The 22900-nt window shown below is 72.1% G+C and carries 24 protein-coding genes and 1 pseudogene; 6 read left to right on the plus strand and 19 right to left on the minus strand.

Annotated elements, in window-relative coordinates; translation table 11 throughout:
- Positions 1-11 precede the first annotated feature (11 nt).
- Genes AMK25_RS02610 through AMK25_RS02620 form a run of 3 tightly spaced genes read right to left on the minus strand, consistent with a single transcriptional unit; the run spans position 12 to position 2391 of the window.
- Entirely contained in the window at positions 12-1076 is a 1065-nt protein-coding gene (locus tag AMK25_RS02610; RefSeq protein ID WP_073825961.1) for an ABC transporter permease, read from the minus strand.
- Positions 1073-1981, minus strand: a complete 909-nt coding sequence (locus tag AMK25_RS02615; RefSeq protein ID WP_073825964.1) for an ABC transporter ATP-binding protein — start codon at positions 1979-1981, stop codon at positions 1073-1075. Before AMK25_RS02615 ends, AMK25_RS02610 begins: the two co-directional genes overlap by 4 nt.
- Positions 1978-2391: a GntR family transcriptional regulator gene (locus tag AMK25_RS02620; RefSeq protein ID WP_073825966.1), complete on the minus strand. Its 414-nt coding sequence runs from the start codon at positions 2389-2391 to the stop codon at positions 1978-1980. Before AMK25_RS02620 ends, AMK25_RS02615 begins: the two co-directional genes overlap by 4 nt.
- 109 nt (positions 2392-2500) lie before the next feature.
- Between AMK25_RS02620 and AMK25_RS02625 the strand changes: the two genes are divergently transcribed.
- The gene (locus tag AMK25_RS02625) at positions 2501-3025 is read left to right on the plus strand and encodes a hypothetical protein (protein ID WP_073825968.1); all 525 of its coding nucleotides are present in this window, start codon (positions 2501-2503) and stop codon (positions 3023-3025) included.
- A gap of 70 nt (positions 3026-3095) precedes the next feature.
- On the opposite strand, the gene AMK25_RS02630 is transcribed toward AMK25_RS02625, so the two are convergent.
- Complete coding sequence (locus tag AMK25_RS02630; protein ID WP_073825971.1) at positions 3096-4052, minus strand: sulfotransferase family protein; 957 nt, start codon at positions 4050-4052, stop codon at positions 3096-3098.
- Between AMK25_RS02630 and AMK25_RS32575 the strand changes: the two are divergent.
- Together AMK25_RS32575 and AMK25_RS32580 are read left to right on the plus strand one after the other, a co-directional pair.
- Positions 4051-4758 (plus strand): annotated as a pseudogene (locus AMK25_RS32575) (nuclear transport factor 2 family protein); the annotation flags it as partial. The gene AMK25_RS02630 and the pseudogene AMK25_RS32575 overlap by 2 nt on opposite strands.
- 24 nt (positions 4759-4782) lie before the next feature.
- Entirely contained in the window at positions 4783-5166 is a 384-nt protein-coding gene (locus AMK25_RS32580; RefSeq protein WP_241826246.1) for a YybH family protein, read from the plus strand.
- A gap of 16 nt (positions 5167-5182) precedes the next feature.
- On the opposite strand, the gene AMK25_RS02640 is transcribed toward AMK25_RS32580, so the two are convergent.
- Together AMK25_RS02640 and AMK25_RS02645 are read right to left on the minus strand one after the other, a co-directional pair.
- Positions 5183-5371: a DUF397 domain-containing protein gene (locus AMK25_RS02640; protein ID WP_073825974.1), complete on the minus strand. Its 189-nt coding sequence runs from the start codon at positions 5369-5371 to the stop codon at positions 5183-5185.
- Positions 5362-6162: a helix-turn-helix domain-containing protein gene (locus tag AMK25_RS02645; protein WP_073825977.1), complete on the minus strand. Its 801-nt coding sequence runs from the start codon at positions 6160-6162 to the stop codon at positions 5362-5364. Before AMK25_RS02645 ends, AMK25_RS02640 begins: the two co-directional genes overlap by 10 nt.
- Positions 6163-6319: 157 nt before the next feature.
- Between AMK25_RS02645 and AMK25_RS02650 the strand changes: the two genes are divergently transcribed.
- Together AMK25_RS02650 and AMK25_RS02655 are read left to right on the plus strand one after the other, a co-directional pair.
- Positions 6320-6616, plus strand: coding sequence for a hypothetical protein (locus AMK25_RS02650; protein ID WP_073825980.1), 297 nt, complete (start codon positions 6320-6322; stop codon positions 6614-6616).
- Complete coding sequence (locus AMK25_RS02655) at positions 6613-6960, plus strand: hypothetical protein (RefSeq protein ID WP_073825983.1); 348 nt, start codon at positions 6613-6615, stop codon at positions 6958-6960. The genes AMK25_RS02650 and AMK25_RS02655 overlap by 4 nt, the downstream gene beginning before the upstream one ends.
- A 47-nt stretch (positions 6961-7007) precedes the next feature.
- Here AMK25_RS02655 and AMK25_RS02660 read toward each other — a convergent pair whose 3' ends face one another.
- From AMK25_RS02660 to AMK25_RS02685, 6 genes are all read right to left on the minus strand, one after another.
- Positions 7008-8321 (minus strand): ABC transporter ATP-binding protein, encoded by a 1314-nt coding sequence (locus AMK25_RS02660; protein WP_073827045.1) that lies wholly within the window; start codon positions 8319-8321, stop codon positions 7008-7010.
- 158 nt (positions 8322-8479) lie between these two features.
- Positions 8480-10663 (minus strand): bifunctional glycosyltransferase/CDP-glycerol:glycerophosphate glycerophosphotransferase, encoded by a 2184-nt coding sequence (locus AMK25_RS02665; RefSeq protein WP_073825986.1) that lies wholly within the window; start codon positions 10661-10663, stop codon positions 8480-8482.
- A gap of 16 nt (positions 10664-10679) precedes the next feature.
- Complete coding sequence (locus AMK25_RS02670; RefSeq protein ID WP_073825989.1) at positions 10680-12659, minus strand: DUF5941 domain-containing protein; 1980 nt, start codon at positions 12657-12659, stop codon at positions 10680-10682.
- Positions 12656-13399: an ABC transporter ATP-binding protein gene (locus AMK25_RS02675; protein WP_030503547.1), complete on the minus strand. Its 744-nt coding sequence runs from the start codon at positions 13397-13399 to the stop codon at positions 12656-12658. Before AMK25_RS02675 ends, AMK25_RS02670 begins: the two co-directional genes overlap by 4 nt.
- Entirely contained in the window at positions 13400-14227 is an 828-nt protein-coding gene (locus AMK25_RS02680) for an ABC transporter permease (RefSeq protein ID WP_073825993.1), read from the minus strand. It abuts the gene before it with no gap.
- A 66-nt stretch (positions 14228-14293) separates the two neighbouring features.
- On the minus strand, positions 14294-15664 hold the full coding sequence (locus tag AMK25_RS02685; protein ID WP_073825997.1) for an L-serine ammonia-lyase: 1371 nt from the start codon (positions 15662-15664) through the stop codon (positions 14294-14296).
- Between the two features lie 781 nt (positions 15665-16445).
- Here AMK25_RS02685 and AMK25_RS02690 point away from each other — a divergent pair.
- A complete protein-coding gene (locus tag AMK25_RS02690) occupies positions 16446-16649 on the plus strand; it encodes a PspC domain-containing protein (protein ID WP_030503550.1) in 204 nt (67 codons plus the stop codon).
- 91 nt (positions 16650-16740) lie between these two features.
- On the opposite strand, the gene AMK25_RS02695 is transcribed toward AMK25_RS02690, so the two are convergent.
- The 7 genes from AMK25_RS02695 to pdxH all read right to left on the minus strand — a co-directional run bounded on the left by AMK25_RS02695 (position 16741) and on the right by pdxH (position 22635).
- Positions 16741-17517: a DUF4230 domain-containing protein gene (locus AMK25_RS02695; RefSeq protein WP_073826000.1), complete on the minus strand. Its 777-nt coding sequence runs from the start codon at positions 17515-17517 to the stop codon at positions 16741-16743.
- 99 nt (positions 17518-17616) lie between these two features.
- Positions 17617-18777, minus strand: a complete 1161-nt coding sequence (locus tag AMK25_RS02700) for an acyl-CoA dehydrogenase family protein (RefSeq protein ID WP_073826003.1) — start codon at positions 18775-18777, stop codon at positions 17617-17619.
- 31 nt (positions 18778-18808) lie between these two features.
- On the minus strand, positions 18809-19114 hold the full coding sequence (locus AMK25_RS02705; protein ID WP_013283726.1) for a type II toxin-antitoxin system VapB family antitoxin: 306 nt from the start codon (positions 19112-19114) through the stop codon (positions 18809-18811).
- A gap of 54 nt (positions 19115-19168) precedes the next feature.
- Positions 19169-19771, minus strand: coding sequence for a nitroreductase family protein (locus tag AMK25_RS02710; RefSeq protein ID WP_073826007.1), 603 nt, complete (start codon positions 19769-19771; stop codon positions 19169-19171).
- Between the two features lie 2 nt (positions 19772-19773).
- The gene (locus tag AMK25_RS02715; RefSeq protein WP_073826011.1) at positions 19774-20700 is read right to left on the minus strand and encodes an aldose 1-epimerase family protein; all 927 of its coding nucleotides are present in this window, start codon (positions 20698-20700) and stop codon (positions 19774-19776) included.
- A 16-nt stretch (positions 20701-20716) separates the two neighbouring features.
- A complete protein-coding gene (locus AMK25_RS02720; RefSeq protein WP_073826015.1) occupies positions 20717-22009 on the minus strand; it encodes an MFS transporter in 1293 nt (430 codons plus the stop codon).
- Positions 22006-22635 (minus strand): pyridoxamine 5'-phosphate oxidase, encoded by a 630-nt coding sequence (gene pdxH, locus AMK25_RS02725; RefSeq protein WP_073826018.1) that lies wholly within the window; start codon positions 22633-22635, stop codon positions 22006-22008. Before pdxH ends, AMK25_RS02720 begins: the two co-directional genes overlap by 4 nt.
- Positions 22636-22900 lie beyond the last annotated feature (265 nt).

The raw sequence follows: 22900 nt of genomic DNA on the forward strand, positions 1-22900 counted from the left end.
CCGATCCCTGGTCAGCCCGCGCTGAGGTCGGTGCGGCGGACGATCCACCAGACGACGAGGAGCGCCAGCGCGGTCAGGCCCAGATAGCCGCCGGCGACGATCAGGTGGAACTCGGGGATCCGGCTGCCCGGCTGGTACTGGAGGTGCTGCTGCAGGTTGTGCTCGACGAAACAGGCGACCGTCCGGCCACTGCCGTTGTCGGGCGGGCAGAGCCGTTGCAGCTCGACCCCGCTGAGCTCACGCCCGGAGGGGTCGAACGCGCTGGACGGCCCGTCGATCCCGTAGTCGATCATGCCGCCGTCGACGACCAGGGCGTTGTCGCGCAGCACACCCACACCCGGCCCGCCGATGACGCGGTGCGCGGTCAACGGCTCCATCAGCGTGGGGTAGCGCCACCGGACGAGATAGTTCAGGCCGACGAAGCCCACGATCACGCCGAACACGGCCGGGAGCGTGCGTTTGATCGCGGCGCCGAGCGCGACGCCGACCGCGAACCAGCAGAGGCTGATCACGGCCGGAAGCATCGCGGTGTTGAGGAACGGCCCGTACTCGAACAGGCTCACCGGGGCGACCCGGGCCTGGAGCCGCTCCAGGTGGTCGCTGACACCGGCGACGGCCGAGGTCACCGCCGCCACGAACAGGCCGAGCAGGGCCAGCCGGGTCCAGAGCCACCGCTGCGGGGAGACGTCCTGGCTCCAGGCCAGCAGCAGGGTGCGCTGCTCGTGTTCCCTGGTCAGCACCGGGACGCCGACGAACACGCCGATCAGCAGCGGCATCCACTGCACCACCTGCGACAGGACGGCCAGGGTGAGAACCAGGCTGGAGGAGCCGCCGAGCCGCCGGCCCTGTGGCGACTCCTCCGCGCAGAACGTCTCGTGACACTGGTGCCACAGGCTCGTCAGCTCCACGGACAGGTAGGTCATCCAGCCCACCAGGACGGCGGCCAGGAGCAGCGTGCCGATCACCGTCCAGCGGTGCTGACGCCAGGTCAGCCAGAGCAGACCGCGTACGCCTCCGGCGTACCCGGGGTCGTTTCGTCGGTTCGTGGGTGCGGACAGCTGGCCGACCGGGCTCATGCGACTGCCTTCCGCTCGTGCGGCGCGGCGGCCGACGCTCTGAGGTGGGTCAGGATCAGCTCGTCAAGGGTGATGGGCCGGGCGGTCCAGCCGGGCGCCACTACCGCGTGCGCCGCCGGTGCCGCCGGCCGCCGGAGGACGAAGGTGGACTGGCGGCCGGTGTGCTGCGCCTGGACGACCACGCCCGGCCCGGGTGGCTGGTCGGCGCGGGGCCCGGTCAGCCGGACGTGACTGTCGAGCAGCTCCTCGACGTCGCCGGTGAGGACGGGCCGACCGGCGTCGAGCAGCAGCAGGTGGTCACCGACGCCGCTCAGCTCGGCGACGATGTGGGTCGACAGCACGACTGTCATGTCGTCGTCGGCGACCTCCGCCAGCAGCTCGCCTGTCACCTCGACGCGGGCCAGCGGATCCAGGTTCGCGAGGGGTTCGTCCAGGAGCAGCACCGCGGGGCGGGAGCCGAGCGCGACCGCCAGCGCGACCTGCGCCCGCTGCCCGCCGGACAGCTTGCCGCAGCGCCGGTCCAGCGGGACGGCGAAGCGGTCGAGCCACGACAGCGCCCGCCGCTGGTCCCACACCCGGTTCGTCGAGCGGCCGAAGCGGAGCATGTCCGACACGGTGAAGTCGCGGTAGAGCGGCTTGTCCTGGGCCAGGATCGCCACCCGGCTGCCGCCGTCCACGGATCCGCCCCGCGCCACGGACCGGCCGTGCACCGACACCGTGCCGCCGGTGGCCGCCAGGGTGCCGGCGATGATGCTCAGCAGCGTGGACTTGCCCGCGCCGTTTGCGCCGACCAGTGCGACGACCCGGTTGGCGGGCAGCGCGAACGAGCACTCCCGGAGCGCCCACACGGCGCCGTAGCGCCGGCTCAGGTTACGCGCCTCGACGGCGACCGGCTCGCCGCTCACGCCGCGCCCTCCGCGTTCTCTCTCTTCGCGGGTGTCGCGTTCTCCGCGATCACCGAGGCGAGCAGCGCCTGGACGTCCTCGTCCTCCAGACCGGCCTCGCGGGCCTGGCCGAGCCACCGGGCCAGGCTGCCGCGCAGGCGGCCCATGACGTGGGGATCGGCATGCCCGAGCGTTCCGCTGACGAACGTGCCCGCCCCCTGTCTCGCCTCCACCAGGCCGGACAGCTCCAGCTCCCGGTAGGCCTTGAGCACTGTGGTCGGGTTGACGGTGCACGAGGTCACCACGCTGCGCACGGTGGGGAGCTGGTCTCCGGGCCGCAGCGTCCCGATCCGCAGCGCCTCACGGACCTGCCGCACCAGCTGGGCGTACGCGGGGACGCTGCTGGACCGGTCGACATGAAAGTTGATCACCCTGGTGACCCTCCGTCAGATTGTTATGGTTAAGTAGAACACCAGTTAAACGACATGGCAACGACTTACTGCGTTTCGGCGGCTGTCGACTCCGGGTAGCGAATGGACCATGAACCGCGATCTCGCGCGCGGGCTGACGGTGGCGTGGGCGCTCCCGGAGTTCCGCGACGGGCTGCGTCACCTCGTCGACCTCGACGAGGTGACAGTGCTGCTGGCCGCACTGTCCCTTCCGGACCGCGACCGCGAGGTGGAGCGGAGCGCGCTGGGCCTGCTGCGGTCCGGGCTCGACAGCACCGAGGTCCGGGAGGCGGTGTTGCTGCTGCTGGAGCGGGACACCGTACGCCGGCCGCTCGTCGCCGCGGCGGTGGAGCCGCTCGCCGACCGGCCCGGCCTGGTCACCGCCGTCACGTCCGCGGCCGAGGACCCCCGGGTACGCCACGAGGTGCGGGCGATGCTGGACAGCGCCGACGTCCGCGAGCTGATCTGGCGGGCGGTCGACGACCAGGTGAGCGACAACCGGTTCGGGCTGGTCCACCGGGCGGCGGTGCTGTTCGTCCGGCACCCGAGCGCACGGCGCCTGGCGTGGGCGCTCCGCCGGCACGGCGTGCTCCGCGAACTGCGCCGCAAGGCGTGATCCGGAGCCGCATCACCTGATCGGGCCGGTCAGCTCCGGACGCCAGGGCCGGCCCTCGACATCCCGGCCGTCACTCGTATCCCATCGCGGGGACGATCTCGCCCAGTTCCCGCTCGACGAACGCGCGGGTGCCGGCGTCGAACTGGTCGTCGCGGTGCGCCAGCTTGTCCGCCTGGAAGGTCGACGCGGTGACCGCGTCCTCGACGCCGAGCCGTTCGAACAGGGCGCGCCGCTGCCCGGGCCAGTCGGCCGCGAGGTCTTCCGCCTTCACCTCGACGTACCGCCGGTTCGTCAGGTCGGCGGCGTTCTTCCAGGTCAGCCACCGGTCGTAGATCGGCACGAGGTAGGCCAGCGCACCGTCGACTGTGGACGGCGCCCACGGCTGGGCCAGGTGGGAGGCGAGCACCGAGACCGGGTGACGCTTGATGTGCACGATCGTCGCCTCGGGGACCAGCCCCCAGAGGAAATCCATGGCGAAAAGGTTGAACGGCGTCTTCTCGCACCAGGTCGGCTTGCCCGCGTCGGCCGCCGCCCCGCCGAACAGCGTGTCGACCAGGCCGCGCAGGACGACGATCAGCTCGGCCCGGTCGCGGAAGTACCTCGGCACGACCCGTCGGCGGCCGGTCGGCCCGAACGGCCCGGCGGGCCGGTCGCCGTCGCCGAAGCCCTCCGCGGGCGCGGGCTCCTCGAAGGCGTGCGCGATCACCTGCGGCCAGAGCTGGTGTACGGCGTCCCGGTAGCGCCGTTCGCCGACCAGCTCGGGCACGGTCTTGCCCCGGTCGTCACGCCGTCCGGGCACCCGTACGGCGAGGAAGTCGCTCAGCCGGTGCAGGGCGTCCTCACCGACGATGGGGTCGTACCGTTCGGTGAGCGCGTCGGCCAGGTCCCGCAGGCCACCGGGTTCGACGATGAACTTGGTCTCCATCGGGATCCGGTGGATCAGCGGGTGCTGGCCGATGACGTCGGCGATCCGCGACGTGCCCGAACGACCTGTACCCGCGACGAAGACCGGTGAGGGGGACGGCATGGGCGGCAGTGAAACTCCCGGCCCGGCGCAGGGGCAATCCATTTATCCCCGCCGCGATCAGCTGATCGGCCTCCTGGCCGACGCGGTCGGGTCCGTCGCCGTGTCGCACCCGATCCGGGTCGCCGTCGACGGGCCGCCCGCCGCCGGCAAGACGACGCTCGCCGACGAGCTGGCCGCCGTCCTGCGCACCAGGGGCCGGTACGTCATCCGCGCGACAGTCGACGATTTCCTCTTCCCCCGTGCCCAGCGCTACCGGCGCGGCGAGTTCTCGGCCGAGGGCTGCTATGTCGACACCCACGATCACGGGTCGCTGAACCGGGTGCTGCTCGATCCGCTCGGCCCGGGCGGAGATCGACGCTTCCGGCACACGGTCTACGACCACGCGACGGATACGGTGCTGTCCCCGCCGCCCACGACCGCCCCCGCCGACGCCGTGCTGGTGTTCGACGGCGTCTTCCTCCTGCGCCCGGAACTGGTCGACCGGTGGGAGCTGCGCGTCTTCGTGTCCACCGCGCTCGACAAGACGGTGGACCGTGCCGTGATCCGCGAGAGCCGCGTGTCAACGAGAGCCGACGTCGAGCGGCGCTGGCACGAGCGTTACCTTCCCGCCCAGCGGCTCTACTTCGCCACGGCCCGCCCGGCCGAGCACGCCGACGTCGTGGTGCACAACGACGACCCCGGGCGGCCGATGTGGGAGACCCGGGCGGCCTTGGATGGCAGGCTGACAACCATGGACAGGAATCGGGTGGCCGCCTGGATCGCGGCGTACGAGCAGGCGTGGCGCACACCGGGCACGGCGGCGCTCGGCACGATGTTCACGCCCGACGCGAGCTACCAGCAGGGGCCGTACCGGGATCCGGTGGTCGGCCTGCCGGCCATCGTCCGCATGTGGGACAGCGAGCGCGACGGAGCCGACGAGGTCTTCCAGATGACCTCGGAGGTCGTCGCGGTCGACGGCGACACCGCTGTGGCACGGGTGCATGTCCGGTACGGCGACCCCGTCCACCAGGAGTGGCGCGACCTCTGGATCATGCGGTTCGCCGAGGACGGCCGGTGCCTGTCGTTCGAGGAGTGGCCGTTCGCGCCGGAAAAGCGGACCGCCGCCGCCGGGTGACGACGACGGTCGCTGCCTAACCCCGCTTGGCGTACGCGACGAACGCCGCCCAGCTCGACGGCGTGAACGTCAGCGCCGGCCCCTGCCGGTCCTTGCTGTCCCGCACCCCCACCACGCCGGGCAGGTTGTCCGCCACCTCGACGCAGTCGCCGCCATTACCGCTGCTGCGGGTGCTCTTGCGCCAGATCGCGCCGGTCAACTCCATCGCTTCGCCGCCTCCGAAATCGCCGCCAGGGTCGCCCCGTGCGGCATCGCCTCCGCGCGTATGGACTCCCACGTCTGCCGAAGTGAGTTCACGTCCACCGTGCGCTCCACGATTGTGCCGTGCAACTGGTTGTTCAGGTAGCCCACGTCGTCACCGTCGGATGGAGTGGCGAGCACGAAAGCGCCGTTGACCCCCGGATAGGCCCCAGCCGTCTCCGGCACCAGGTGCAGGTGGACCCGGGGTCGCCGTGCCATCTCGATCAGGTGCTCCAACTGTTCCCGCATCACCTTCGGCCCGCCGACCGGTCGAGCCAGCACCGAGTGGTCGAGCACCACCACGAACTGCGGCGGCGTCGGGCCGTCCAGCACCGCCTGCCGGGCCAGCCGGGCGGCCACCTGCTGTTCGACAGCCTCGCCGACGAACTGCGCGGCCCCTTCGTAGAGCGCACGGGCGTACTCCTCGGTCTGCAACAGACCAGGGACCACCAGCGGTTGAAAGCTACGCAGTGAGGCAGCCTCCTGCTCGATGCTCACCCACTCGCGGAACCACGGCATCAGCGCCTCCTGCATCAGCGCGTCCCGGATCCGCACCAGCAGGCCGCCGCCGTTCAGCACCTCGTCGCAGCGCTCGGTGAACTCGGCGCGCGGCGCGCGGCGGCACTGCTCGACGGCCGCCACCAGCGACGCCGAATAGCTCACCCGCTCGCCGAGCGCCTCCTGGGTAAGCCCCGCATCGGTACGTAACCGACGTAGCTCACCGGCGAACAGTTCCCACAACGGCACACGGATCATCTGCACACCTCTGCACACGGCTGCACACGGAAATCGGCCGGTCGGACGGCCGGGAAGGTGGGGGTGGAACGCCTTCCGACCCTAGCGGCGCGGTGACGAGACTGTCACGCAGTGGAATCGAATTCGTCCGATTCCCGCTACCGAGAGGAGTTGCGCCGTGCGACTGCGCTGGTTCCGCTGCCGGGGTGCGTCGGCACCGACACTGCCCCAGCGGGTACGGGGCGACAACCTGCCGGACTGGATGCGGCAACCCACCCGTCCACTCCCGACGATGAGTCCCGGTCGGGTCGGCAACCTCACCCCGGCCCAGCAGTGGCGCGCCAACGGCGGTCGCTGGTCCGTCCCGGAGCAGCGCGGGAACGGTGCCGGCAGGTGGCCGGCCTCCGAGCAGCGGGCGGCCGACGACGGTCACCCGGAGCAGCGCCGGAGCGGCGGCCACGAGGAGGCCCGGTGATCAGCCACCAGCTCGGCCAGCCGCCGGACGGGCCGACGCCGGATCGCCCCCGGCCGTACCCGTTGCACGCCACCCCGCACACGCCGCTGCGTCCGATGTGGTGCTGCCGGGCGTGCGGGCAGCCGTGGCCGTGCCCGACGGCCCGTCTGCTGCTGCGCAGCGAGTACGAGGACAACCGGATCGGGCTGTCCATCTACCTGTGCGGGCTGCTGTACGAGGCGACGCGCGACCTCTACCGGCTCAACCCGAACGACGCGCCTGCCCCGGCCGACATGTTCGCCCGCTTCGTCGGCTGGGGCCCGTACCGCCGTCACCGGCCCGTCCCTCCGGGCGGCGGTTGTTAATAAGGGGCCCTTCCTCTACCGGAGGCGTTAATAGGGTGCCCTTCCTTTCACCGCCAGCCGACGTCGATGCGGTCGCCTCGCTCGTCGAAGAAGTGCAGCGCGTCCATCCGCACCTGCACCGCGAGCGGGTGCCCGGGCGACACCTGCGGGTACGGCGCCAGCCGTACCGCCAGTTCCGCCGGACGACGGTGGTGGCGGCCCGGGTCGGGCAGCACGCTCGTCCGGTTGCCGCCACCCCCGCTGGCTTCCGGGGCCGGCGCGGAAGACTCCGTCGCACGCCCGGTGAGCCGTTGCATCACCTGGTTGAACCGGCGCAGGCCGCGCTGGCCCGGTGCGGCCTGCTCGACAGCGGTGCCCATCTCGTCCACGACGATCGCGGTGGCGCCGATGTCGAGGAACGCGAGCGACTCGTGGCCGTGGTGCTCCAGGTAGCGGATGCGCCCGTGCAGCACGTCACCGGCGGTGTCCGGGGCGACCGGGGTGAGCGCCTCGGCACGCATGCCGACCACAATCCGCTCACCGTGGTAGTGCGCCACCGCCCGGCTGCGGATGTCGTCCCAGGGCAGATAAAGCGACTGCTCACCGAGGTTCAGCGCGACGTACCGGTCGAGGTGGACGTAGACCGACGCCTCCAGCAGGTTCATCCGGGGGCTGCCGAGGAACGCGGCGACGTAGAGCGTGGCCGGGCGGCCGTACACCTGGGTGGGGGTGCCCACGTCCTGGAGCACGCCCTTGCGCATGATCGCCACGCGGTCGGCCATGGTCAGCGCCTCGGCCTGGTCGTGGGTGACGTAGATGGTGGTGACGCCGAGTTCGCGGGTGAGGCCGGAGATCTCGGCGCGCAGTTCGGCGCGCAGTCCGCTGTCCAGGTTGGACAGCGGCTCGTCCATCAGGAACAGGCCGGGCCGGCGCACTATCGCCCGCCCCATGGCGACCCGCTGCCGCTGGCCGCCGGAGAGCTGGCTGGGCTTGCGCGCGAGCACGTCGCCGATGCCCAGCGCGCTCGCCACGTCCTGGATCCGCTCGCCGCGCGGCGCCGGTTCGACGCCGGAGAGCCGCAGCGGGAAGCCGATGTTGTCGCCGACTGTCATGTGCGGATAGAGCGCGAAGTCCTGGAAGACCATGGCGATCTTCCGGTCGCGTGGCGGCAGGTCGTTCGCCAGCTCACCACCCAGCATGATCGCGCCGGAGGACGGGTCCTCCAGCCCGGCGACCATGCGCAGCACTGTCGATTTCCCGCAGCCCGACGGGCCGAGCAGCACCATGAACTCGCCGTCGTTGACGTCCAGATTGATGGTGTCGACCGCGACCGTTCCGTCCGGGAACACCTTGGTGACATCCTTGAGCGCGACGGTAGCCACCGCCACCTCCCCAGTTTTCTCTCCCCAAACCCGGGAATGACTGTGACCAGGATCATCTGATCCGCACATCGGGTAAACGTGCCATGTTCGGCTCGTGACAGTCCTATTAAGCGGCAATCGCCGGGCTCGACGGTTAAGTGACCAGCGAGTAGCCGCTTTTACGGCGTTTCGCCGAGGAACACGCGACGCACCACGCGCTCGGCGGCGTGCCCGTCGTCCAGGGCGCAGAACCGCGCCCGGAACGCCGTCCGGGCCCGCTCGGCCGCCTCGTCGTCGACAGCGCCGGAGCGGAACACGTCGAGCAGCCCGGGGAAGTCCAGCGCGACTGCGCCCGGCGGCTCGGCCAGCAGGTCGAAGTAGACACCACGGGCCACCCGGTAGGCGTCCCAGTCCGGCGCGTAGACCACTGTCGGCCGGTCCAGCACCGCGTAGTCGAACATCGCCGAGGAATAGTCGGTGATCAGCACGTCCGCCGCCAGGTAGAGGTCCTCCACCCGGTCGTACGCGCTCACGTCCAGCACGCCGTCCGCCGCCGCTCCCCCGGGGTGCCGCTCCCGGTCGTGGAAGTAGTGGCTGCGCATCAGCAGCCGGCCCCGGGGCCCGAGGACGTCGAGCATCCGGTCCGGGTCGAACGGCGGCCGCCACCCGGGCAGGTGCTCCCGGTGCGTCGGCGCGTACAGCACCACGTACTCGTCGGGTGCGATGCCCAGCGCGGCGCGGACCTGGCCGCGGTCCTCGGCGGTGGCCAGCGCCAGCCGGTCGTTGCGCGGATAGCCGACCTCCAGCGTGGTGTAGTCCGCCGGGTACGCCCGCTCCCACATCTGCGTCGAGAAGCTGTTCGACGTGATGCTGTAGTCCCAGCGGTCCACCCGGCGTAGCAGGCCGGCGAAGTTCATCCCCACCGCGCCCACCGGGTAGCGCTGCTGGTCCAGGCCCATCACCTTGACCGGCGTGCCGTGGTGGGTCTGCACGTGCACCGAACCGGGCCGCTTGCGGACGAAGTCCGGGAAGTTCACGTTGTTGACGAGCCAGCGGGCCCGGGCCAGGACGCGGTGGTACTCGCGGGTGCCGGCCACCACGTACTCGACGCCGGGCGGCAACGTGGCCACCCGGTCGCGGCGGACGATCCACACGCCACGCACCTGCGGCGCGAGCCGGCGGGCCGCCTCGTAGATCGCGGCCGGGTTGCACGCGTAACCCCGGTACCAGTAGGCCGCATAGACGGCCAGCGTCGGGTCGATCGGCCGGTGCAGCTCGGCCCGGTAGTACTCGCCCAGGGCCAGGTCACGGGCCCGCCGGGCGGTACGCCGCACCACCGGCGTGATCCGTCGCCGGGCCCGCCGCGCGGTCCGCCGGGTCGTCTCCGTCGCCTGGTGCGCCTCGCGCAACGCGCTGAACGTCCGCCATCGGCCGGCCGCCACCAGCCGGTGCTTGAGCCCTTCCGGGCCGGGCGGGACCGGATAGCCCTCGGGCGGCAGGAACCGCACGTAGTCGGCGTGCATCTGGGCGAAGAACGGCGCCCGCAGCTCGGGCGCGATCCGGTCGCCGTTGCCGAGCACCGTGAGGTAGTGCCAGATCATCCGCTCGAAGACCGCCGGCCGCAGCCCGGTCGCCTTCCAGCGGTCCATCAGCCCGAACACCCGGTGCCACTGGGCGAAGACCTCGAAGTGCCGGTCCCCGCGGGTCTTCGTGATCGCGCCGGTGCGGCGCTGCCGGTAGTTCAGGCAGATCCGGTCGAGTACGCCGATCCGCCCGGCGGCCATCAGCGCCGGGTAGCTGAACGAGACGTCCTCGTACCAGCCCGGCTCGAAGCGCAGGCCGCGCTCGATCAGGAACTCCCGCCGGACCACCCGGTTCCACGCGGTGTGCAGCAGCTTCAGCGTCTCCGGCCGGTCCCGCAGCGCGAACGTCGTCGCGCCCGGCGGCACCGGGAACACGTCGCGCATCGCGCTGCGGGTGCCGATGTTGTTCCAGTGCGCCCGGACGTGGTCCACGATCAGCACGTCCGGCGCGGTGTCGCGGAGCCGGTCCGCGACGTGCGGCAGGCAGCCGGGCACCAGCCAGTCGTCCCCGTCGACGAACCACACGTACTCGCCGACGGCCCGGTCCAGCCCGATGTTGCGGGCCGGACCGAGCCCGACGTTCTCCGCGAGCCGCACCGGGCGGACGCGGGGGTCGCGCAGCGCGTACTCGGCCAGGATCTCGCCGCTGTCGTCCGGGGAGGCGTCGTCGACCCCGATGACCTCGATGTCCCCGAACGGCTGGTCGAGGATCGAGTCGAGACATTCCCGCAGGTAGCCCTGCACCTTGAAGGCCGGTACGACGAAGCTGATCAAGGTCACCCCGGCCCGCCCTCCGTCAGCCCGGCGAGCGCACACCCCCACGGGCGCGGGCCGGCAGGACCACCCAGGCGAGGACCACGCTCGCGACAAAAACCACGAGAAGGTACGCACCGAGTGTAGCCAGAGCGATACTCGCATATCCGGCGATCAGCCCGATTGCCAGCAGCAGGGAACGCCCCGGCCAGCCCAGCGTGGCGGCGTGCAGCGGCGGCGCCGACTGCCGCTTCTCCAGCCGGGCGGTCAGGTCGTAGTGGTGCAGCGTCAGCACCAGCACGTACCCGAAGATCAGCCACGCGGGCGCCCGGCCCGCCACCCCGACCGCGATGGCGAACAGGTACTCGGCGGCCCGCAACGCCGCCGGCACCAACCAGTCCAGCGACCCCTCGTGCGGCGCCCGCGAAGCCTGCGCGGCGCCCAGCAGCAGCACCAGCGCGAGCACCGGCACGAAGACCGGCAGGTCGCCGCCGCCGTGCACCGCGAGCAGCGCCCACACCAGCGTCCCCGCCGAGCCGAGCGCGCCGAGCACCGCCAGCAGCAGCGGCCGCCGCGTGGTCGGCAGCGTCCGCGCCAGCACGCCGTCGTCGCGGTGCAGGGCCGCGTCCACAGTGGCCATCACCGGCACCCGCATCCAGCGTGCCCGCAAGGTCCGCAAACCCCCGGTGTACGCGAACGCCAGCACACCCCAGACCAGTACCGCGACCAGCGCCACCAGCTGACCGAACAGCGCGGCGGCGATCGCGATCAGCGCCCACCGCTCCCCGATCGGGAACACCACTGTGCGCTTCAGCCAGTACGACACCGACCCGGTGTCCGCCTGCACCCGCGTCGACGCGGCGTTCAGCTTCCCGCCGATGCCGCCCGCGTCGGCGGTCACCACCTTCGGCCGCCGGGCCGCCTCGTCGTGCAGCGCCCCGTACCAGGTGTCGGTCATGTGCCGCACGGTCTGCAACGTCATCGCTGCCAGCGCCAGCGCCCAGCCGTACCGGAACCCGGCGTGCGTGGCCCCGAAACCGAGACCGGCGTAGACCACGTACTCCTTGAAGCGGTCGGCCATCGTGTCCAGCCAGCCGCCCCAGGCGCTGAAGTGCCGGGTGTAGCGGGCGAGCTGCCCGTCCACGCAGTCGAGCACGAAACCCAGGTAGAGCAGGACCGCGCCGGCCACCAGCGCGAGCCGTCCACCGGTGCCGAACAGCACCGCCGCGGCCACCGCGAACGCCACCGAGACCATGGTGACCCCGGTCGGGCCGATCCCGATGCGCGCCGCCGCCTTCGTGACGTACACCGACCAGGTGCTGACGAAGAACGTGGTGAAGAAGTCGTCCCGCTCCTTCACCGACAGCTTCAACTCGGCCCGGTCCTCGTCCACCGCCGCCACCGCCGCCTCGGCCGCCTCCCGCTGCGCCTCGTCGCCGACCCGGTGCGCCACGAGCAGACGTACCCGCTGGGCGAAGATCAGCGTGCCCCGCGCGGCGAGGTCGGCCACGAGCCGGTCCACCGCGCCCAGCGGCCCACCGCCTGCGGCGCCGACGGCCGACGCGGACGCCGGGTCGGTCAGGCGCGCGTCCGGCGCGGACGCCGGATCGGGCGCGGCGCCCGCGGCGCGGCGGGCGGCGTCGGCGAGCGCGGGCAGGTCGGCCGCGCCCACCCGCAGCGCGCCGCCGAACACGCCGCTCGCGTCGGCGGCGTCGACCTCGACCACCTGGCCGCGTTCCTCGCGCACAGTGGCCTGCCCGGGAGCGGGCGGATCGGTGAGCACCAGCGCCACCGTCGGCCCGACCGGGCTGGTCGCGAGATGCTTGAGTACGGCCGTGTGCGCCACCAGGTCAGCGCCGCTCACCAGCACCGGGCCGGTCGCGGCGGCCACCAGGTCGGCCAGTTCGGTCAGGTCGGCGGCGATGCGCACGTCGTCCGCCCCGGCCCGACGCCACTGCGCCGCCAGCCGTTCGGTGAGGTGGCCCGCCGCCGGGTCGGCGGCGAGCACGATCGCGAGCGTCACCGCTTCGCCGCGTCGGCGTAGGCCGCCAGCGCCTCGTCGATCGTCCCGTCGACGATCAGCCGTCCGGCGTCGAGGTAAAGCCCCCGACGGCAGAACCGGGTGAGGTCCTTGTCGTTGTGTGACACCAGCACCAGCGTGCGCCCTTCCGCGAGAAGTCGCTCGATGGTCGCATAGCACTTCGCGCGGAACTCCGCGTCCCCGACCGCTGTCACCTCGTCCACAAGCAGCACCGGGTGCGGCAGGTGCGCGATCACCGCGAAGCCCAGCCGCACCTTCATCCCCGACGAGTAGTGCCGCACGGACGTGTCGATGGCGCGTTCCACCTGCTCACCGGCGAACGAGACGATCTCGTCGAAGTGCTCCCGCAGGTACGCCGACGACAGTCCGTGCAGCCCGCCCACCAGGTACAGGTTCTCCCGGCCGGTCAGGTCACCGGAGAACCCGGCGGACAGTTCGAGCAGCGGCGCCACCCGGCCGTGCACCCGGATCGAGCCCTCGTCCGGGATGAGCACACCGGCGATCAGCCGCAGCAGCGTGCTCTTGCCGGTGCCGTTGCGCCCCACCACGCCCACCGTCTCGCCCGGCTCGATCCGGAACGACAGGTCGCGCAACGGCCAGAACCGGCCGGCGTCCGGGTCGCGGGCCCCCCGGTGCACGATCAGCTCCCGCAGCCGCAGCTGACGGCGCCGGTTGCGGACGAACCGGATGCCGAGCCCGTCCGCCTCGATGATCGGGGCCATTCAGAGTTCCTTCAGCACTGCCGGTTCGAGGCGGTGGAACGCCCACCAGCCGAGCGCCAGCACCGCCACGCTGCCGCACACCGTGATCGTGAGCAGCCGGGCGTCCGGGAACTCGTCCGGGTACCAGACCGCGTGGTGCAGTTGGAAGATCCCGACCAGCGGGTTCAGCTCGTACCCGATCTTGAGCCAGCCCGGCATGCCCGAGTCCCGGACCAGGTCGAGCGGATAGATGATCGGCGTGGCGTAGAACAGCAGCCGGATGACGAGCCGCATGGTGCGCTCGATGTCGCGCATCAGCACGTTGCCCGCCGACAGCAGCAGAGCCAGGCCCACCAGCAGCACGAACTGCACCGCCACCGCGAGCGGCAGGGCCAGCAGGCTCCACCCGGGGCGGATCTTCCCCTGGCTCGCGTAGATCGCCGCGACGGCGACCAGGATCGGCAGCCCGGCCAGGTACTCGGCGAAGCGACCGGTGACCCGCCCGATCGGGAAGATCGGCCGGGGCAGGTTCATCGTGGTGATCAGCCGGGACTGCCCGGTCAGCGCGTTCGCGGCCTCGGTCAGCGCCGAACTCGCCCACATCCAGGCGAAGATCCCGGTGATCAGGAACAGCGGGTACGACCCGGCCGCCTCGCCCAGGTGCCGCCGGGTCGCGCCGGAGTAGAGCACGCCGAAGACGAACCAGTAGATCAGGCCCATGCCGAGCGGCTCGATCAGCGACCAGAAGTAGCCCAGCACCGACTGCTGGTACTTCACCGCGAGATCCCGCCGGACCAGGATGCGCAGCGAGGTGCGGGCGGACCAGAGCGCCGCGACGCCTGACGTCACCGCATCATGGTCGCTTTGTCAGTCGCGCTCCCGGGCCGGGTGCGGGCCGGGGTCACCCCAACGAGGTCAGCACTCGATCACGTTGACGGCGAGCCCGCCCCGCGCGGTCTCCTTGTACTTGACCTTCATGTCCGCGCCGGTCTCCCGCATGGTCTTGATGACCTTGTCCAGCGACACGTGGTGCACCCCGTCGCCGCGCAAGGCCAGCCGGGCCGCGGTGATCGCCTTGATGCTGGCCACCGCGTTGCGCTCGATGCACGGGATCTGCACCAGGCCACCCACCGGGTCGCAGGTCAGCCCCAGGTTGTGCTCCATGCCGATCTCGGCGGCGTTCTCCACCTGCTCCGGTGTACCGCCGAGCGCCTCGGCCAGCCCGGCCGCCGCCATCGAGCACGCCGACCCCACCTCGCCCTGGCAGCCCACCTCGGCGCCGGAGATCGAGGCGTTCTCCTTGAACAGCACGCCGATCGCGCCGGCGGCCAGCAGGAACCGGACCACGCCCTCCTCGGACGCGCCGGGCACGAACCGGGTGTAGTAGTGCAGCACGGCCGGAATGATCCCGGCGGCGCCGTTCGTCGGCGCGGTGACCACCCGTCCGCCGGCCGCGTTCTCCTCGTTGACCGCCAGCGCGAACAGCGTCACCCAGTCCATCGCGCGCAGCGGGTCCTGGCTGCCGGTCTCCGCCTCCAGGCTGCGCCGCATCTCGGCCGCGCGCCGCCGGACCTTCAACCCACCCGGGAGTACGCCGTCACGCGTGCAGCCGTTCTCCACGCACTCGCGCATCACGCGCCAGATCTCCAGCAGCCCCGCCCGGACGTCCGCCTCGCTGCGCCAGGACAGCTCGTTGGCGAGCATCACCTCGCTGATGGACAGGCCGGTCCCGGAGGTGACGGTCAGCAGCTCCGCGCCGGTGAGGAAGGGGTACTTCACGCGGGTGCTGTCCGCCTTGATCCGGTCCGCCCCGGCGGCCGCCTCGTCCACCACGAAGCCGCCACCCACCGAGTAGTACGTGCGCGTCCGCACCTCGTTCCCGGCCGCGTCGTACGCCGCGAACGTCATCCCGTTCGGGTGGTACGGCAGCGAGCGCCGGCGGTGCAGCACCAGGTCGGCGTCCGGGTCGAAGTCGATCCCCTGGCTGCCGAACAGGTCGAGCCGCCGCTGCGTGCGGATCCGCTCGACGCGCGGCCCCACCGAGTCGGTGTCGACGGTCTCCGGGACCTCGCCCTCCAGCCCCAGCAGCACCGCCTGGCCGCTGCCGTGCCCGTGCCCGGTCGCGCCGAGCGAGCCGAGCAGCTCCGCCCGTACGCGCGCCACGTCGGCGAGCTGCCCGTCGGCCTTCAGGCCCGCCACGAACGTACGGGCGGCCCGCATCGGCCCGACGGTGTGCGAGCTGGACGGCCCGATACCGACGCTGAAAAGATCGAAAACACTGATCATGTGCTGCTTTCCTCGCCGTCGTCCCCGTTGTGCGGATCCGAGCCGGTGCGTGGGTTGCCGTACCCGCCAGGCGGGTGGACGGCCGGCGCCCGGGGTGGGGGCGCCCGACCGGCGAGCCTACCCCGTCCTCGTGAATACCCGCCCCCACTCCGCCGCACGCCCGCCCGCAGCGACCGCCCGTCCCACTCCCGCCTCGATCTTGGAGTTGTGGCACCCGGGATGGACGGTTTTACGGCTTTCGCGACCTGCCACAACTCCAAGATCGCCGCACCCCGCGACCTCCGCCAATCCCACCCACCGAAACACCTGTCTCGCCACACGGAAAGCACTGACGCACCACCCGACCGAACGACGCCCCCGGCCACACACCACCCCCACCACCCGCGCGATCTTGCACTTCCGGCCCCGTCAATCCACCGCAAATGGGGCGCGACCGGGGCCTCAAGTGCAAGATCGCGGGAGCAGGAGCAGGAGCGGAGCGGGGAGGACGGGCGCGGCTCGGCGGCGTGGCCCTGCTGAGCGGGCACCGGCGTTTCCGACCCGTCCCAACGTGGCGAAAGCGGAGCGGGGAGCGGGGCGGCCCCGCCGAAGAAGCGGCGTGACCGCAGACGGCGGGCTGCGGCGGGCGGGGAATCTTCGCGGGCGAGTCGATGGGGATGGTCCGGGGTATGCACCTACGGGTGCCCGGGTCGCCGATCATCCTCGGGGCCGAGGGCGCGGCGCGCACCCCTTTCTACCGTGGAATCAGCGCGGCGGATCGCCGCAGAAGTGGGAGACGACGATGAGTCGCAAACTGGTCCGGCCCCGCCAGGGGCGCATGATCGCCGGTGTCTGCGCCGGCCTGGGACAGCGGTTCGGCATGTCGGCCGGCATGGTCCGGCTGCTGTTCCTGCTGTCGCTGCTGCTGCCCGGCACGCAGGTGATCATCTACCTGATCCTGTGGGTCCTGATGCCGAACGAGGACCGCTACCTCGCCACCCGCTGACGCGACACGACACGAAGCCGGGACACCGGCACACACGCGACGCGCCCGCCCCGGACGATCGGGGCGGGCGCGCGGCGTCAGCGCACGAAGATCAGGGAGCCGTGTAGGTGACTGTCACCTTCTCGTAGCCGAGGGACCGCAGCAGCCCTTCCAGCATCTTGCGGGTGTTCTCCTCGGCGCGGGCGGCGAGCCCGCTGTCCCGGGCCGCCGCGGTGATCCGGTCCTCGGCGAGCTTGTAGATCTGCTGCTGCCGGTTGGGGTCGCCGGCCACCAGGTCGTTGAGCCGGTTGATCAGGCCGCGCTGCTGGGCGAACACGTAGCTCTTGTCCATGTCCAGGTCGGTCTCGCCGAGCTGCGGCGCGGGCAGCTTGATCTCGGCGGTCTTGCCGTCCTCGGAGACCACCACGGCGCCGTCGGCGATCTTCGCGAAGTCGACGTACGCCTCGACGCGGCCCGCCCCGACGAACAGCGTGCGCTCGTTGAGCAGGAAGTCGGGCACGTTGCGCCTGTCGTTCTGCACGTCGACCACGACCTGGAAGTTGCCCTCGGCGGCGACGTAGCGGCTCAGGTCACGGATCGACTTGAGCAACGGCGGCTGGCTGCGGTCGGTCTGCTCCTTGGCGAACGGATTGCGGAAGTCGGGCAGCAGACCGGTGGCCTGCACGCCGAGCAGCACCACCACCGCCAGCGCCGCCGCGCCGAGCACCCAGAGCAGTCCACGCGCCGCGCCCCCGCCCGACGGCGGGACACCCGGACCGGGATAGCGGTCCGGGTCGGGCGAGCCCTCCGCCCGGTCGCGAAGGGACTCGCTGGTGGGGTAGTCCGGGAACTCCCGGGTGGGCTCGTTGATGTCACCGTCGCGGGCCATCGCCCTCACCGTCCTCGTCCGACACATCGACTGACAATGACGGTACGGCCACCGTGCGACAGTCGCTCGTCGAGCGCCCCGATCGGGTGAAACCGCAGGTCAGGCGAATGCGGACACGCCCGTGAGCCGCTGGCCGATGACGAGCTGGTGGATCTCGGAGGTGCCCTCGTAGGTGAGCACGCTCTCCAGGTTGTTGGCGTGCCGCATGACCGGGTACTCGCCGGAGACGCCGTTCGCGCCGAGGATCGTGCGGCACTGCCGGGCGATGGCGAGCGCCTCCCGGACGTTGTTCAGTTTGCCCACGCTCACCTGATCGGGCCGCAGCGTGCCGGCGTCGGCGAGGCGGCCCAGGTGCAGCGCGAGCAGCATCCCCTTGTTCCACTCCACCGCCATGTCGGCGAGCTTGGCCTGGGTGAGCTGGAAGCCGGCGAGCGGGCGGCCGAACTGGGTGCGCGTGGTCGCGTACTCCAGGGCGGTCTCCAGGCAGTCGCGGGCCGCGCCGAGCGCGCCCCAGACGATGCCGTGCCGGGCCTCGGTCAGGCACCCCAGCGGCGCCTTCAGCCCGATCGCCTCGGGCAGTCGCGCGTCCGCCGGCAGCCGGACGTCGTCGAGCGCGATCTCGCCGGTCAGGGACGCGCGCAGCGACATCTTGTGCCGGATCTCGCGCGCCGTCACCCCCGGCGTGTCCATGGGTACGGCGAAGCCGCGCACGCCCTCGTCGGTGCGCGCCCAGATCACGCCCACGTCGGCGATCGGGGCGTTGGTGATCCACAGTTTGCTGCCGTTGAGGATCCAGTCGTCGCCGTCGCGGCGGGCCCGGGTGGCCATCGACCCTGGATCGGAGCCGTGGTCGGGTTCGGTCAGCCCGAAGCAGCCGATCGCCTCGCCGGTCGCCATGGCGGGCAGCCAGCGCTGCTTCTGCTCCTCGCTGCCGTAGCGCCAGATGGCGTACATGGCCAGTGATCCCTGCACCGACACGAGCGAGCGGACGCCCGAGTCGCCGGCCTCCAGTTCCAGGCAGGCCAGCCCGTACGCGACGGCGGACGCGCCGGCGCAGCCGTACCCGGTCAGGTGCATGCCGAGCAGACCGAGCTTGCCGAACTCGCGGGCCAGCTCGCGCGCCGGCACCTGGCCGTCCTCGTACCAGCCGGCGACGTGCGGGCGTACCCGGTCGGTCACGAGCTGGCGCACGACGGCGCGGATCTGCCGCTCCTCCTCGCTGAGCGACGCATCGATGTCGAGCAGGTCAAGAGGAGTCATGGCGTCACCTTAACCAAGGCTCAGCCGGGCGTCACTCGCCCTGGTCTCCGAGGACCAGCACGCGCGCGTGGATCTGGTTGCGCTGCTGCAGCGCCGCGCGCAGCGCCCGGTGCAGCCCGTCCTCCAGGTAGAGGCCGCCGTTCCACTGGACCACGTGCGGGAAGAGGTCGCCGTAGAAGGTGGAATCCTCCGCGAGCAGCTTGTCCAGCGCCAGTTCGCGCTTGGTGGTGATGAGCTGGTCCAGCCGCAGCGGGCGCGGCGGGATCTCGGCCCACTGCTTCAGCGTGAGGTTGTGCTCCGGGTAGGGACGCCCGTCCCGGACCGCCCTGAAGATCACGGCGTGCTCTCCTCCCCCAGGCCCGGCTGACGATGTGGATGTCAGCCTAACCGCTCAGGTCCACCGTCCCCGCCGCACCACATCCTGCACCGGACGCCGCCCTCTGCGCAGCGACGGTGACCGATGGTCGGCGACCCGATAACCCACAGTGATGGCACCGACGGGGCTGAGTTCCGGCGGTACCCCGAACGCCTCCCGGTACGCCTCGATCCGCTGCGGCGCAATGCCGAAGAAGCAGGCGCCCAGCCCTTCGTCCACGGCGGTGAGCAGCATCAGCAGCGCCGCGAAACCGGTGTCCACGTACCAGTAGGGCACCGGCCAGCGGTCCTCGGCGCGGTCCGCCCAGCCCTTGTCCGGCTCGGCGTAGCGGTCCAGGTAGGCGTCGCGGTTGGCGTGCGGCACCACGATCAGCGGCGCCCGGCGCATCCCGGCCAGCCAGCGTTCCCGGCCGCCGCCACCAGGCGTGGTCGCCGCCCAGAACCGTTCCCGGTCCTCGGGTTCCTCCAGCACCAGGAAGCCCCAGCCCTGGGCGAACCCGGCCGACGGCGCCCGGACGGCGTGGTCCAGCAGCCGGTCCACCACCTCCGGCGGCACCGGGCGGTCGGGGTCGTAGTTGCGCACCATCCGGCGGCGGCGGACGACCTCGGCGAACTCCACGCTCAGACCTCCGGCCGGACGCCCCAGGCGCCCCGCCAGGTCTGCCCCGGCTCCAGCGTGATGACGTCCCGGCCGGAGCGGAACGCATCCGGCGGGCAGGTCATCGGCTCGACCGCCACCGACCGGCGGTGCCGTTCCCCGCCGAGCGTGTCGCCGGTGAACACCTGCCACCAGCCGAACTCGCGGTCCGCCCAGATCCGCAGCCCGGACGAGCCGTCCGGCGCGCTGAGCGTCACCGCCGAACCGCCGTCGGCGTCCCGCTCGACGTCACCGAAGGCGGTGTCGAGGACCAGGTCGCCGATCGGGCGCGGGCTGGTGAAGTCGAACTCGGAGCCGGTCACCTCGGTCGCCCCGACGGGCAGCAGCCGGCCGTCCACCAGCACCCGCCGCCGGGCCGGCAGGTGCAGCCGCAGCCCGTCCACGCCGACCTTCGGCAGTTGCAGGTAGGGGTGCACGGAGAAGCCGAACGGCGCGGGATCGGCGGACAGGTTCGTCGCCTCGTGCTCGGCCCGCAGCCCGTCCGGGCCGACGCTCCACCGGGCCCGCACCCGCAGCGCCCACGGGTAGCCGGGGCTGGGCGGCAGGTCGTAGCCGATGGTCACGCTGTCCGAAGACTGCTCGATCAGCTGCCATCGCGCCCAGTTCACCAGGCCGTGCAGGGCGTTGTGCCGCTCCGGCTCGGTGAGGTCGAGCTGGAACGACTTCTCCCCGAACGAGTAGACGCCGTCCCGGATCCGGTTCGGCCAGGGCGCGAGCACCTGGCCGGCCGAGCCGGGGCAGACCTCGTCCTCGGCGTACCCGTCGAGGTAGTCCACGCCGTCGTGCCGGTATGCCCGCAGCCCGCCGCCCACCTCGACCACGACGGCCTCGTGGCCGTCGGCGGCGATGGTCCACTGTGTACCGGACGGTGGCTGCACGTCGATCCCCATGTCGGCGACCCTACCGTCAGCGCCGCTCCTCGGCTGGGGTGGTGGAGCGATAGCGCAGCAACGCCGGGAACGCCGCCACCAGCAGCACCGCCAGCACGGCGGCGGCCAGGCCACCACCGACCATGGCGAAACCGGTGCCGAATCCGGCGGCCATCGCACCGGCGCGCAGGTCGCCCAGGCGCGGGCCGCCGGCCACCACGACCGTGTTCACGCCCTGGAGGCGGCCCCGCATCCGGTCCGGCGCGTAGACCAGCAGCATCGACTGGCGCAGCGTGGCGCTGACCAGGTCCGCCGCCCCGGCGACGCCGAGCAGCACCACCGCCAGCCACAACTGGCCGGCCAGCCCGGCGAGCGCGATCGCCACGCCCCAGCCCACCACCGCCACGGTGAGCGCGACGCCCTGCCGGCGTACCCGGCCGATCCACCCGGAGGTCAGGCCGCCCAGCATCGCGCCGATGGCGATGGAGCTGTAGAGCCAGCCCACCGCCGAGGCGCCGCCGAAGCGTTCCTGCGCCAGCTCCGGGAACAGCGCGCGCGGCATGGCCAGGATCATCGCGATCAGGTCGATGGCGAAGGAGAGCAGCAGCACCCGCGTGGAGGCCAGGTAGCGGAACCCGTCGACGATGCTGGCCAGCCCGGCCTTGCGGACGCCGCCGTCCGGGTCCGGCGTGGGCGGCATCGCGGGCAGCCGCAGCGTGGCCCAGAGCGCCGCGGTGTACAGCAGCGCGTCCACCGCGTACGCGATGGGCAGCGCCATTTCGACCTGCCACCCGGCGAAGATCAGGCCGGCGGCGAGCGGGCCGAAGACGGCGGCGGCGGTGAACGTGGTGAAGTTCAGCGTGGTGGCGGCCGGAACCAGCTCGGCCGGAACCAGCCGGGGCAGGATCGCGCTGCGGGCCGGCGAGGTGATCGCGAAGGCAGTCGACTGGAGGCCGACGAGCAGCAGGAGCAGCAGCGGGCTGCGCGCGCCGGCCAGCGACTGCACCAGCAGCCCCAGCGTCGAGGCCCAGAGCACGCAACCGCCGACGAGCAGCACCCGGCGGCGGTCCCGGGCGTCGGCGATCGCGCCGCCCCACAACCCGAACAGCAGCAGCGGCACGAAGCCGGCGATGCCCAGCAGGCCGACCCAGAGCGAGCCGCCGGTCAGGTCGAACATCTCCACCGGCACCGCCACGGCGGTGAACTGGAAGCCGAACATGGCGATCGCGTTGCCGGTCCACACCCGCCGGTACGCGGGCACGCGCAGCGGACGCAGGTCGATCGCCCAGCGGCGCGCTTCCCGCCGCCGGGGCGTTGTGACGTCGGTCACGGCGCGAGCCGCTCGACGACGAAGACCCCGTCCCCGGTACGCCGGAAGCGCAGCCGGTCGTGCAGCCGGCTGGCCCGGCCCTGCCAGAACTCGACGGTCTCCGGCCGGACCCGGAACCCGCCCCAGTGCGGCGGCGCGGGAATCGGGTCCACCTCGGCGAACCGCTCCGCCGCCGCCCGGTACGCCTCGTCCAGCGCGGCCCGGTCCGGCACCACCGACGACTGGGCGCTGGCCCACGCCCCGAGCTGCGAGCCGCGCGGCCGGCTGGCGAAGTACGCCTCGGTCTCGGCCCGGTCGACCTGCTCGACCCGGCCGGTCACCGTCACCTGCCGCTGCATCGGGAACCAGGGGAACACCAGGCTGGCCCACGGGTTCCCGGTCACCTCGGCGCCCTTGCGCGAGCCGTGGTTGGTGTAGAAGACGAAGCCCTCCGGGTCGTACCCCTTCAGCAGCACGGTGCGCCCGCTGGGCCGGCCCCGGGCGTCGGCGGTGCCGAGCACCATCGCGTTCGGCTCGGGCAGCGGATGTGCCACCGCGTCGGCGAACCATCTGGCGAACTGGGTGTGCCAGTCCGTCGCCAGGTCCGTCTCGGTCAGGCCCAGGTCGGCGGCGTACTCGTTACGCATTCCGGCTGGTGCGGGTGTGTCGCCTGTCACTGTGGTCGTCCCTCTCCCGGGCGTGCCGGCGTCCCCCGACGCTGGCCAGGCCCCGGTACCCAGTCTTCTCCTACTCTCACCGACGGCCAGCGGCGGGGATGTCGCGTGGCGCACAGTGGCTGTGGGTCGCGCAGCTTGTTACCCACCGGGCAAGATGTTCCGAACCACATCCCTGAAGGGTCGCCTGAGCTGCGGGGCTCGATCAGCCCGCCCGGGCGCGCCGAGCCGAAGCCAG

Source organism: Micromonospora sp. TSRI0369 (assembly GCF_001905625.1).
GTDB classification, from domain to species: domain Bacteria; phylum Actinomycetota; class Actinomycetes; order Mycobacteriales; family Micromonosporaceae; genus Micromonospora; species Micromonospora echinospora_A.